Annotated in this window: 15 protein-coding genes and 1 rRNA gene; 12 read left to right on the forward strand and 4 right to left on the reverse strand. The window is 33.2% G+C overall.

Going from position 1 to position 11,803, the window contains the following annotated elements; genetic code table 11:
* Positions 1-113 (forward strand): 5S ribosomal RNA (rrf, locus tag OEV98_RS14020); the annotation flags it as partial.
* 105 nt (positions 114-218) lie between these two features.
* Here the strand turns inward: rrf and OEV98_RS14025 are convergent.
* A complete protein-coding gene (locus OEV98_RS14025; RefSeq protein WP_263073983.1) occupies positions 219-740 on the reverse strand; it encodes a GNAT family N-acetyltransferase in 522 nt (173 codons plus the stop codon).
* 233 nt (positions 741-973) lie between these two features.
* Here OEV98_RS14025 and OEV98_RS14030 point away from each other — a divergent pair, with 233 nt between their 5' ends.
* The gene (locus tag OEV98_RS14030) at positions 974-1,543 is read left to right on the forward strand and encodes a CBO0543 family protein (RefSeq protein WP_263073984.1); all 570 of its coding nucleotides are present in this window, start codon (positions 974-976) and stop codon (positions 1,541-1,543) included.
* Between the two features lie 185 nt (positions 1,544-1,728).
* On the opposite strand, the gene OEV98_RS14035 is transcribed toward OEV98_RS14030, so the two are convergent.
* Positions 1,729-2,490, reverse strand: coding sequence for a hypothetical protein (locus tag OEV98_RS14035; RefSeq protein WP_263073985.1), 762 nt, complete (start codon positions 2,488-2,490; stop codon positions 1,729-1,731).
* A 231-nt stretch (positions 2,491-2,721) separates the two neighbouring features.
* The gene (locus OEV98_RS14040; protein ID WP_263073986.1) at positions 2,722-3,297 is read right to left on the reverse strand and encodes a metallophosphoesterase family protein; all 576 of its coding nucleotides are present in this window, start codon (positions 3,295-3,297) and stop codon (positions 2,722-2,724) included.
* A 433-nt stretch (positions 3,298-3,730) separates the two neighbouring features.
* Here OEV98_RS14040 and OEV98_RS14045 point away from each other — a divergent pair, with 433 nt between their 5' ends.
* From OEV98_RS14045 to OEV98_RS14085, 9 genes are all read left to right on the forward strand, one after another.
* The gene (locus OEV98_RS14045; protein WP_263073987.1) at positions 3,731-4,258 is read left to right on the forward strand and encodes a GNAT family N-acetyltransferase; all 528 of its coding nucleotides are present in this window, start codon (positions 3,731-3,733) and stop codon (positions 4,256-4,258) included.
* Between the two features lie 127 nt (positions 4,259-4,385).
* A complete protein-coding gene (locus OEV98_RS14050; protein WP_263073988.1) occupies positions 4,386-5,078 on the forward strand; it encodes a hypothetical protein in 693 nt (230 codons plus the stop codon).
* Between the two features lie 23 nt (positions 5,079-5,101).
* Positions 5,102-5,680, forward strand: a complete 579-nt coding sequence (locus tag OEV98_RS14055; RefSeq protein ID WP_263073989.1) for an MATE family efflux transporter — start codon at positions 5,102-5,104, stop codon at positions 5,678-5,680.
* A 64-nt stretch (positions 5,681-5,744) separates the two neighbouring features.
* Positions 5,745-6,572 (forward strand): GNAT family N-acetyltransferase, encoded by an 828-nt coding sequence (locus tag OEV98_RS14060; RefSeq protein WP_263073990.1) that lies wholly within the window; start codon positions 5,745-5,747, stop codon positions 6,570-6,572.
* Between the two features lie 68 nt (positions 6,573-6,640).
* Positions 6,641-7,126: an NUDIX hydrolase gene (locus OEV98_RS14065; RefSeq protein WP_263073991.1), complete on the forward strand. Its 486-nt coding sequence runs from the start codon at positions 6,641-6,643 to the stop codon at positions 7,124-7,126.
* 15 nt (positions 7,127-7,141) lie between these two features.
* Positions 7,142-7,567, forward strand: coding sequence for an NUDIX hydrolase (locus tag OEV98_RS14070; RefSeq protein WP_263073992.1), 426 nt, complete (start codon positions 7,142-7,144; stop codon positions 7,565-7,567).
* A 71-nt stretch (positions 7,568-7,638) separates the two neighbouring features.
* Positions 7,639-8,190: a DUF402 domain-containing protein gene (locus tag OEV98_RS14075; protein ID WP_263073993.1), complete on the forward strand. Its 552-nt coding sequence runs from the start codon at positions 7,639-7,641 to the stop codon at positions 8,188-8,190.
* Positions 8,191-8,401: 211 nt separating this feature from the next.
* On the forward strand, positions 8,402-8,935 hold the full coding sequence (locus tag OEV98_RS14080; RefSeq protein ID WP_263073994.1) for a YceI family protein: 534 nt from the start codon (positions 8,402-8,404) through the stop codon (positions 8,933-8,935).
* 231 nt (positions 8,936-9,166) lie between these two features.
* Positions 9,167-10,057: a mechanosensitive ion channel family protein gene (locus tag OEV98_RS14085; RefSeq protein WP_263073995.1), complete on the forward strand. Its 891-nt coding sequence runs from the start codon at positions 9,167-9,169 to the stop codon at positions 10,055-10,057.
* A gap of 87 nt (positions 10,058-10,144) precedes the next feature.
* Here OEV98_RS14085 and OEV98_RS14090 read toward each other — a convergent pair whose 3' ends face one another.
* A complete protein-coding gene (locus tag OEV98_RS14090; protein ID WP_263073996.1) occupies positions 10,145-10,450 on the reverse strand; it encodes a winged helix-turn-helix transcriptional regulator in 306 nt (101 codons plus the stop codon).
* A gap of 453 nt (positions 10,451-10,903) precedes the next feature.
* Here OEV98_RS14090 and OEV98_RS14095 point away from each other — a divergent pair, with 453 nt between their 5' ends.
* Positions 10,904-11,776 (forward strand): VOC family protein, encoded by an 873-nt coding sequence (locus tag OEV98_RS14095; protein ID WP_263073997.1) that lies wholly within the window; start codon positions 10,904-10,906, stop codon positions 11,774-11,776.
* Positions 11,777-11,803 lie beyond the last annotated feature (27 nt).

The raw sequence follows: 11,803 nt of genomic DNA on the forward strand, positions 1-11,803 counted from the left end.
GGTAACTATGGCGAGAAGGTCACACCCGTTCCCATCCCGAACACGGAAGTTAAGCTTCTCAGCGCCGATGGTAGTTGGGGGTTTCCCCCTGTGAGAGTAGGACGTTGCCAGGCAAAGAAAAGAACAGCTGAAATAAAGCTGTTCTTTTTTTATCCATAATAGCAGTTGTTAATAAGCTTCGTAATAAACAATAAAGCTATTCAATTGATGGAATTTCCCTATTTCAGAAAAACCAGTTGATATTGGATTAGCTGGCACTGCTCTCCTTGATATATGTCATAACCAATTCTGCTAATCTCTTTAAATCCTAATTTTTCGAGTATTTTCCTAGAGCGAATATTTAAATCATGTGTCTCAGCGCTAAATATAGTGATACCTAATTCTTTATATACATAATTTATGAAACAGAGAACAGAATGAAACCCAATACCTTTTCCCCATAATTCACTCTCCCCAATGGCAAAGCCTATTTCAGCTGAATTATTTTTTATATAAGCTAAGTCGGCATAACCGATTAATTTCCCATCCAAATCAATTCCCATCCGAATAAAATTATCTGTAACTTGATTGACACAATTATTTATAAACCATTTATATAGCTCTTTTTGACTTCTGTTCGTTTCCCATCCATTTGCAGAACAAAAAACGTCATCCTTGCTCCAATGGAAGAAAACTATATAATCACCCTCTGTTAATGCTCTCACTTTTAATTTCTTCATTAAGTTAGTATTTTGTTCCATTTTCCCTCCAAATAATATTCATTGTCTAATTTCAAAAACTATGTATTCATTGTACGGAAACAAGTAAAAATAGTGCAACAGTAAAAACGATAGCATTTACAAGAAAGTGTAGATAATAGAATTTATGTATTTAATCACTATTTTATTAAAAAATAATATTAACGGTAAAAATTTGAAGGCTATAAATAAAATCTAACACTTTATTAATACTAATAAAAAAAGGATGGATCCGAATGGATAAGAAAACCTTGGTTGGTGAAAAACAGCTAGAAAGAGTAGGGGAAATACATAATAAAGTATTTGAAGCAAATAAGGAATATTTAAATTATTGGCTTCATAATACATTTTTACATTGGGATTTTTGGCTATCGTTTGTATTCACCGTTGCCCCATGGGTTGTATTCATTATTGTTCGGAAAAAAACAAGCACCCATCGATTGTTATATGTTGGATTATTTGCAATTTTCCTTTCCTCTTGGTTTGATTTTTTAGGAGTTATGTATGGTCTTTGGTACTATACTGGAAAAGTCTTTCCTTCCATGCCATCGTATATGCCTTGGGATTTCTCTATATTACCCGTATTTATTATGCTTCTAATCCAATTTAAGCCGAATATGAAAGCGCATTGGAAAGGAGTGTTTTTTGCAACTGTAGGTACATGTATAGGGGAACCATTTTTTAAGTGGTTAGGTTTTTATGTCACATTAAAATGGAATGGATGGTACTCATTTGCTATTTACTTTTTCATTTACGTAAGCTGCCATCGTTTAAGTCGAGTATCGAATTTTGACTTAATAGAGTAAGGGATATGAAAGATATTTCCTTTTTCTAAAAAATCAGGATTAATAATGGGAAGAAATTAACTTGAAAATTCTATTTTGTTGAAAATAGAGAAATACGTATTATGTTATGTCTCATTTCTATTTTCTCTGATTTCATAGGTACCATTCTAATTATAAAAATCATGAAGGGTTTTTCTTAAAATAAATTAAAATTGATGAAATTTATAAAGCGATAATGCATCCTGTAAAAATGCCAAATCATACCCAGTTTTTTTATTAATACGTGTTGCCCAATCTTCGATGCAGTCTAATTTTGGCTCATGGATTAATCCGGTTGTTGTACTTAAAAAACTATCCCAATCATAAAATTCCCAATGTGCAATTTCAGATTCCAAAGGTAAGCGACACTCTACCAATGGTTTCGGACGAATAACTTGTTGGCAATGCTCAGCTGCTTGGAAGAATTCATTTATTTCCATCCGGTCTAATAAATAGTTTTGACTGGAAGTTTTATTATTAGGTCTATGATAATGAATTGTAACGGAATGCCTTTCTGGCTTCACTTGGATTAGAGCGCCGGGAAAATAGCCTGCCATCTTTTCATTCGTAAATTGATTGCTATCTTCGTCAATCAAAATGGGATTTATCCACTGATCACCTAAATCACATAAATAGCGGTGGCCATGTTCATCTAATGCAATTACAGCGACATGTGCGTGATCTGTACCAATGTGATGTCCTATCGGAAATGCAGTAATCCCATCCTTTTTAAATTCATCTAGTAACCATATAGCTAGGTCAAAACAGTTTCCAGTAATTCGATATTGCTGATAATGCTCTTTTATTAAGGAGACGTCACGCTGTTTCTTTTCAGTACCTTTCTGAAAAAACCATGCTTTTGTTAAAGTATCCATAGGAAAGTGGTTAAATTTTTTCCAAGTTGTCATTATCTCATTGGGTGGTATCATTCGCTTATTACCTCCGATAAATAGTAATAAATCTTGTGAAAATATGTTTTAAGCTATTAATAGCATTTATGCTAATTGATTTCCATGAAAAATTTCCAAAATAAATTCTTTATCTGGAACCTGTAATTTCTCATAGGATTGAAGAAATTTCCTATTGTCATAGAAAGTTTCTTTTAAATCGATATGAAAGGATTGATTTTCAAAAGTAACAATTGCATATGGAGCTATTGGCTAGTTATTACATCCAAGAGAGCCAGGGTTTAAATACGAAGTTTTTGCTCCTTTGAAGTAATGAAGTGGGTGATGGTGTCCGAAGCAAATTAATGCTTCAGCAAAAAATTTATATAGCTTCTCCATATTCTCTAAGCTTGGTTTAACAATTTGATGAAAAGGATCCTCGCTAATATGGGCAGAAAGTTTATTTGGTAAAATACGATAATGTGTAAAGTAAACTGGAATGTTATCGATTGTTTCGGTAATTGTTCGTGGTAGGTTGGCTAATCTCGGAATAAAGGAACTGTCTAAACGTTCCGCTATCCATTCATGATGGTTTCGCACATTTTGATGACTAATAGGATAATGTTCCCCTTTAATTAATGCTAAAACGGCCACATCATGATTTCCTGTAATCATAGAAATATCATTTCTAGAAAAGAGTAGATATAATACCTCATTCGTATTTGGTCCAATGGCAATCAAGTCACCTAAACAATAAATATGGTCAATAGATAGCATATCTATTTCGTTAAGAACTGCTCGTAATGCTGGAGCATTACCATGGATATCCGTGATGATTGCTATTTTCATGTAAATCAACTCCCTAAAAAAATAATAGCACATTAATTTTCTATAAAATATAGAAATTTGTAGATTTTTAATAGTATTTGCAATATATTGGAGGAATAATAAGAAATTAATAGAAATATATTTAGTACAGATGGAAAGGAAATTTTTTACATGATATTATAGGACAAAATGTTAACAAGCGCGTCGTTATCAGCTATATCCTAAAATAGTAATAAATGTAGAAGCATTAGCGGTAATAAAAGAATTTAGAAGAAGTTACACATAATGATGTAGAATCCATTATTCGTTATGTAGAGCCCGATATGGATTTTGAAAAAACGGATATTCAAGAGCCGCTTCAAATTTTTAACATTACCACAAATAATTGGCATATCGAAAAGGCTGTTGAACTGGGCTAATTTAAAATAAAGGAGATTGGTAGGTAGGATGGTAAATGTATAATTATCAATCATTTTGTAACAATGACTTAGTGGTAGAAAGAATACCTCCCTTGTACGAACTCGTATGGAAGAAAGAAGAGTCAAATTTTATTCACCAATTTTATCGCCATTTAACTTATCCTGGATTTCAAGGAATCGTTGCAACTAATGAAATGCAAGAGCTTGTTGGTTATGCATATGGTTATATTTCTACAAAAGGACAGTATTATCATGAACTATTACGATCTACATTAGAACAAGATAATCAGGATTTTTGGCTAAAGGATTGCTTTGAATTAGTCGAATTAGGGGTGCATCCACTATTTCGTAATCAACAAATCGCCTCTAAATTGCTGGATCATTTATTTTCAAACGTAACCAACACTACTGCATTGCTTACAACCCAAGTTGATAATACGGCTGCAAGAAACTTATATAGTAAACATGGATGGCAAGCAGTTAATCAGCAATTTCTACCGAATACAATCGCACCTTATGTAATAATGGGGAAAGTACTGAAAAAGACTTCGACGATTAAATAAAAGAAATACTAGTAACAATAAATGACGTTATGGTCTATACAGCAATTAATAAAACATCCTAGATTTATATAAAGAAGAGAAAATCAATAAGACTATTACTATAATTTATCCATAAAGGGGTGTGGAAATGAAGTCTTTTTCAATATTGCTTTTAAGCGTGCTTTTATTACTTTCGGGCTGCTCGTTTTTACCAAAAATAGAAAAGGATGAACCAACAGTAGTAACTCCTAAAACGGAAAATGTAGTTACAGAAGAGGATGCAGAACAAGAAGAGGTAAGAAAGATTTTAGAAAATGCCGATGGTGTAATGAAGACAGCAGAGCTTTCTGATTTTGAAATAAATTTTGCAGAAGCAATGGGGGATGGGTATTTTGTTTTTGATTTAGAGATTAGTAACAAAGAAATAACGGATATTCAATCAACCATCGAATACTATGAATCTGGTAAATTTATAAAAGAAATTGCCGATTTTACAACTCCTTTGTTTTCTGCAGAGCTAAAGGAACCGATTCGGATGCTATATGTTCAACAAAAATTAAATGAAAAAGAAGAGTATTGGACTACCTCTGTTATGACAAATAACGGTCCTAATAATTTTCAATTTAACAATAATATAGCAAAGAAAAAACATAAAGGGGAAACGAATTGGAGCCCGATGGTAATGCCTCAAGCATTATTTAAAGGAGAGAAGAAGGTAATTGCAGTAGTAGTCTCCACTGATGATAAAGCATCAATTATAAACGAAATAAAAGATGAAGTAGATTGGCAGCAAGTCATTGATTATGATCAAGTATATGTCATTTCTATTGAAATAAAATAAATTGCCACCAAGGGGGACACAGTATGATACGTGAATACGATGCAAGACATATCTTTCTAACAATCGGAATAATTTGTTTACTTATCTCTCCTATTCTCTTAATTTTTCTGCCAACATCATTAGCTAATATATTTTATCAAACAGATACTGTTTGGTTAGTTTTCATTCCAGATGGAAATTATTACGTCTACGGATTTGGCTGTGTATTAATCGCCTTTGCTTTCATCGTAATTGCAATAATTAATAAAAAGATGTGGTCGATTAGTATCAGTATACTATCTTTCTTGTGTGGAGTGTTTGTATTATATTTAGCATCTCATGCATATGAGACAATTGGGAACGATGGAATTTCGATGCGTGAAGCATTTTCTATGAAAGAGTATCATTACGGCTGGGAGGATATTGCACAAGCAAAACGCCATATCGGCTACAATGATGATAATTATTATGGCTTTGAAATTATTTTTAACGATGGAAATAAAATGATGATTGATGATGATAATCAGTATTCCCGCATTAGAGGGGTATTTACCAATAAGTTGGAGTATTATGATATTGAAGTAGAATTCCAAAAGAAAAGAGTAGTAGAAAATGAAAAATAGTTGATTTGCTGTATTTTCACGATCCGTGAAGACGGTTTATCGAATAAAAAATTGGGAGGGCAATATGTTAACGAAACAACAATTAAAGGATATAAAAAAACTACAAGAAATATGTGAAAGTCAAGAAGGGATAAATTTAAAATTAAATTGGGATATGCTTGAGAATCGGACGGAAAATGAGAAAAATGATTTTCTTTATTATGAGCATGAGCAGTTAATTGGGTTTTTAGGCTTATATGGATTTGGAAATAAGGTGGAAATTTCTGGAATGGTCCATCCAACATTTCGCAGAAAAGGAATCTTTAGCCAACTGTTTAAAGAAGCAATGGCAGAAATAACAAAACATAATTTTACGAAGGTTTTACTTAATACACCAGCAAATTCTCCTTCTGGTAAGCAATTTTTACAAACGATTCCATGTGAACTAATTTTCAGTGAATACCAAATGAAATGGGAGCAGAAGGAATTATTTGTATACGATGATGTACAAATCAGACAGTCCGTATCAGAAGCGGATTTCCAAGCAGAAGTCCAACTAGATGTTCAAAGCTTCGGCTTTGCTTTAGAGGAGGCAATATCCTTCAATAAACGAATAAAGACGGAAAATACCCAAAGCTTTTATGTGATCGAGCATGATGGAGAAACGGTTGGAAAAATACGGACGCAACGGCAGGACGGAGAATCGTGGATATATGGCTTTGCTATTTTTCCGGAGAAGCAAGGAAATGGGATTGGTAAAAAAGCGTTGCAACGTGTAATTTTACAAGAAAGCAGCTTAGGATATGATGTTTTTCTTGAGGTAGAAACGCAAAATGCCCATGCTTTAAGGCTTTATGAAACAAGTGGATTTAATATAATACAAGCACAAGATTACTATTTATTAACAATTTAATAGTATCTCTTTTATCTTACAATTACAGCTTAGATGGAATGTGAACATAATGGAGGGAACAGTATAAAATGCTAAAATATACTATTGGTTTTATTAAAAGAGGAGATGAAATACTTTTATTGAATCGAGAGAAAGCCTCTTGGATGGGTTGCTGGAATGGTGTCGGAGGTAAGCTAGAGGAGAAAGAAAGTCCTTTACAGTGTATTTTACGTGAAGCTTATGAAGAAACCGGCATTGAATTATCGAATATGGAATATAAAGGTACCGTAACCTGGATAGTAAACGGAAAAGATGCAGGGGGGATGTATGTATTTCTGGCTGAGGTACCGGAAACATTTGAATTTTTTACGCCTATTAAAACAGCAGAAGGAATTCTTGATTGGAAAAAGCTAGAATGGATTCTTCATCCAAAAAATGATGGTATTGCGAATCTACATTACTTTCTTCCGACCATGTTAAGAGATCAAGCTACTTATAATCATTGTTTTGTTTATCAAAATAAGGCAGTCGTGGATTTTTATTCTAAACAAGAGGATTTAACCACAATGCGTTAGTGGGGGAAGTTTATTATGACAACTATAAAGTGGCTAGGCTCTGCGGGAGTATGTATTAATGATCGCTGTGAGGTATTAATGGTGAAACAAGGGCAGCCTTATGAAAAGAAATTATGGACAGTTCCTTCCGGGCAATTAGAAGGAGCAGAAACTTTTGAACAATGCTGTGTCCGTGAATTTAAAGAAGAAACTGGCTTTAATGGAGTGGTGCTCCACCCGCTTCATGTAAAAAAAGATAAGGTTAGCCAAATGGAAATAGAAGTCCATTATTTTATGGTTCGCATAATTAGTGGAAAGGCATGTATACAAGACCCAGATCAGCTAATTTACGAGATTGCCTGGAAAAACGCAGATGACATAGCGAAGTTAGAATTCTCCTTTCCAGAGGATCGAGCGTTTATTCTAGATTTATTGAATGAATGTCGAAGTACAATCGTTTAAATCGGAAAAAAATTGCTACACGTTCCCGATTATTCTAGCACAGTAACAGATTAGGAAAGTATGTGACGACGATGTTAAAAAGGAAATATGGTAATCGTTCGGAATGGAAACGAGTGAAAGAAAGTCGGTATGCACAAACCTGTGTTGAAACAGAAACATTTAGAGGATATATTACACTTTTACAAATAGACAGAGTAGAAGCTCCACTTTATATAACATACGAAACAAAGCAAATTTGTATAGTTGATGATGGATATAGCTGGCTACAGCATTTTCCGTTAGACCAAAAATTTTCTATTACAACAATGTTTAATGGCAATGGTGAGGTTATTCAACATTATATCGATATTATTACGGGAGTCGGTACGGATAATGGCATTCCATGGATGGAGGATTTATTTTTGGATATTATTTTGCTTCCGACTGGTGAAATGTATAGAAAGGATGCCGATGAATTGGAAGAAGCGTATTCGCTAGGGATTATTGATCAATCCTTATACGAATTAGCACAGGAAATAGCGAACCGATTAACACAGCTAATTCTTAACAAGAATTTTGAAATACTAAATCTAATGATCGAACATAAAAACATATTAGACCAGATGATAGAGCGGAAAAAATGAAGCTAGTGCCAATGATATGATGAAGGAATATAATCACTGTAAATGAGCTATTATTATCTTTGTATCTAGCACAAAAGATAATAATAGCTTTTTAAACGTTTATTTTTATAAAATTATCAAAATTAATTATTGACTTATTTTTAGGAGGAATTTATACTAATATTAAATTATAAACTTACTTTAAGTAAGTTAAAATTAGGGGGGACTTATAATGGCTAATGAACAATGGGTATTAGACTTACTACATAGTGAAGTGAATTTCTCTGTAAAACACATGATGATTTCACGAGTAAATGGAACCTTTCACAAATATGATGCAAAAATCGAGGCAGATCCAGCTGATTTAACAACTGCCAATATCGAATTTACTGTAGATTTATCCAGTGTAGACACAAAGAATGTCGACCGTGATGGGCATTTGAAATCTGCAGACTTTTTTGATGTAGAAAATTATCCAACCTTAACTTTTAAATCTACTAATATTGTAAAAACAGGGGAAAATGAATATGCAGTAACTGGCGATTTGTCCATTCGTGGTGTAACTCGTGAAGAAACGTTTAACGTAGTTTTAGAGGGTGTTGCAAAAAATCCTATGTCTGGTGCAGAAACCGTTGGATTTTCAGTGGAAGGAAAAATTAAACGTGGAGATTATGGGTTGGTTTGGAACGCAGCATTAGAAACTGGTGGCGTTCTAGTTAGTGATGAAGTAAAAATTTCCCTAGCATTAGAAGCATCACGTGCATAATGTTTTCTCCCGTTCTTAATAACAGAATAATTTTTTGAAAAGTAAAAGAGCTTGGCATTTGCCAAGTTCTTTTTTTCTGTATACATATCTATATTAGAATGATAGGATTTCGATTTGATTGTAAATATTACGTTTCGATTAATAAGATAATTTCCTATTACTCAATTTTTTATTTCGTGATACAATACTTTTTATTTAAATTCGTTAGTTGAATTGGGGAAGTGATAGTATATGCAAGATATTATAAAGCAATTAATTCTTTTTTTCGAAATAGACTGGGGGAACGTCTTAGATTACTTTTTATCTTTATTTTTTACTACGATTTTAACGTACTTTATTATTATCGTCATTCGCTTTGTATTACATCAATTTTTCAAAAAAACGAATTTTTTGGATGAAAAAATTGAAGCCACGATTGAAAGTGTTGTTAAAAATACTTCTAATTATATTGTGTTTATTGTAATTATCATCGCTGCTATAAAGCCATTTATTGGAAATTTACGAGAATTGATAGTTGCTGGGGGAATAATAGCTGCAGTTATTGGATTTGGTGCACAAAAATTAATAAATGACCTGTTAAGTGGCATTTTTATGATATTTGAAAAAACGATTCAAAAAGGGGACTTCGTGAATATTAATGGAGAACCAGAGGGTGGGACTATTGAAGAGATTGGTTTTCGAGCAATAAAAATTCGCCTGCTTAATGGTAAATTGGTTACGATTCCGAACGGAGAAATTCGCCGGATGGTAAATGGCTCCGTAGAAATGAGAAGAATTTTTGAAAGTATAATTGTTTCTTTTCATGAAAATCCGGAAAAGGTAACCGAATTACTCCAAGAGATATGTGATGAACTAAACGAAAGGCATAAGGGATATTTGAAAAGGGATAAATATACCGGCGAATATGTTGAACCATATCGAGTTTACGGTTTACATTCATTAGATACTAGTCCATACGGATTGAAATTTTCTATTACAGCAACCGTTAATGATCATGATTATACGGTCGCTGCACAGGAAACAAAATTATTAGTCGCTAAAAGGTTATATGAAGATCATATATTAATGCCATCACGACAAATTTTTTTGCAAAATGATGGAAATCACGATTTTATGCATTAACAAAGGACATAATAAAGTTGTACGAGCTCATACAGTGTGAGCTCGTATTTGTCATTTATGCATAGGTTTCTTCACAATTTTTTTCTTCTAATTAATAAATTTATTAGCCCATTCTTCTAGCTCTTTCATAACTGGTGCAAGACCTGCTCCTTTTTCCGTTAAAGCATATTCTACACGTACGGGAACTTCTGGAAAAACCTCACGATTCACGATGCCTTCTTTTTCTAATTCCTTCAGCCGCTCAGACAATAGACGACCACTAATCGGTAGCGAACTTTCAATTTCACAAAACCGGTGTGGGCCATTTAATAGTTGATATATGATTAAACCAGTCCATCTTTTGCTAAGCAATTCTAATGCTTTTTCCACCCTTGGGCATAATTGATGTAACATAAAGCTCACCCCATCCTTGCAATTTATTTAGGCCGTTTTCGTAACAGTTTGTTTGCTATTTATAAATAACTCGCAGAATGAATATACTTCTCTTTCCCGCGGGAATCTTCCTGTATTCATTTTGTTCAGCGGTTCATTTAATGTTTCATTACACTTGAAATAACAACAATCTTAGAAAACAGCTTTTATTTAAAAGGAATCGGAGAATGGATTCCTATTTCTTGACGAAATTTTATAAAAATAATACACTTACTAAAAGTAAGTAGCATTTATAAGCATTTTTCAATAAGTAATATAAACCATTTCACTTGTTACATATTGCATTTTAGTAAACGAAAAATATAAAAGACTATTGAAAAATAGCTTTATGAAAAATAATTTACTTATTTATATGATAGCAAGAATTTAGGCGAAAAAAAACTTTTTTCATTAAATTAGGAAAGGAAAATAAATATGACAATTCCGATTCATCCAAAAACAGTTCTTGGAGCGGTAGCTTTAAATATTCAAGACTTACCATTAGTTACTTCGTTTTATACAGAAATTATCGGTTTAGCAATAATTAAGCAAGAAGAAAATCGGATATATTTATCAGCAAACGGAGAAAATGAGCCATTAATTATTTTGCAAAAGCAAGAGCATGCCGTATTGAAAAGAAGGCGAGGGGCTGGATTGTATCATCTAGCGATATTAGTTCCGACTAGAGAATCATTATCAAGCTTTCTACGACATTTAATTACTACTCGATATCCAATAACAGGTGCAAGTGATCATGATTTTAGTGAGGCTATTTATTTATCAGATCCAGAAGGTAATGGGATTGAGGTATATGCCGATCGACCACGTGAAAAATGGCACCGTACCGAAGAAGGATATTTGAATGCCCCAACGAATGCGCTAGATGCTGAAGCGTTGCTCTCATTATCAGAAAATGGCACGTTTAAAGGAATGCCAATAGGTACGGTTATGGGACATATCCACTTACATGTCTCTCAATTGGAGGAATCGGAAAGATTTTATATAGATATTCTCGGGTTTACGAAAAATTTTGCTGACGAAATGCGCAATCGATTTATGGGACAATTTGTGTCAGCAGGGGGATATCACCACCATATTGGCTTCAATATCTGGAATGGAAATAATGCACCAAAGCTCGAGAAACATGCAACAGGGATTATGTATTTCACGATTCTACTTCCAAATGTGTTTGAATATCATACTGTTAAAACGCGACTAAAGAATGAAAATATCGTCCTTAGCGAAGGAACAGATGGTATATTTTTAGAAGACCCTTCTGGAATTGGTATTAGGATTACACATAAATAATTTAATAAATATCGTGAGGAGAGAGAT

Origin of the sequence: Perspicuibacillus lycopersici (assembly GCF_025660475.1) — a bacterium.
GTDB classification, from domain to species: Bacteria; Bacillota; Bacilli; order Bacillales; family Caldibacillaceae; genus Perspicuibacillus; species Perspicuibacillus lycopersici.